The sequence below is a fragment of the Jatrophihabitans lederbergiae genome (assembly GCF_031845305.1).
In the GTDB taxonomy this organism is placed as follows: domain Bacteria; phylum Actinomycetota; class Actinomycetes; order Mycobacteriales; family Jatrophihabitantaceae; genus Jatrophihabitans_A; species Jatrophihabitans_A lederbergiae.
The window spans coordinates 1-387 of record NZ_JAVREH010000233.1; the positions used below are offsets into that span (position 1 = coordinate 1).

At 60.5% G+C, this 387-nt stretch carries 1 protein-coding gene; it reads right to left on the reverse strand.

Annotation, left to right across the window (positions count from 1 at the left end):
• The coding region (locus RM423_RS25100) for a transposase domain-containing protein (RefSeq protein ID WP_311425754.1) at nucleotides 1-211 on the reverse strand (211 nt) is incomplete at its 3' end.
• Nucleotides 212-387 lie beyond the last annotated feature (176 nt).

Genomic DNA, 387 nt, shown 5'->3' on the forward strand with positions numbered 1-387 from the left:
CATACGACCCCTCCGAGTACAGCGCCATCCCGATGGAGAAGTACGCCATCACCCGGGCCGGCAGCGACCGATGACGCAGTTCGGTCCGGCCGACCCCGGCGATCACCTCATCCACCAGATCCGGCGGAAACACCCGGGTCAGCACACCCACCGACACCAGATCCGACAACCGACGACCCGTCTCCGGCTTCACCCATCCAGCACGAGGCATACCACCAAACTACACCGCTGTAAGCTTAACTGAACGGTATTGGGGTTAGCCCGGGGCTTTCATGAGGGCGGCGCGTTGATCAACTGAAAAGTGCTCCAAGCCAGCAAGAATCAGGGTTGCGACGACCAGTTCATGCGGAGCGAGGAGCACCTTCAGGGTGAAGAATATCGGGTTGT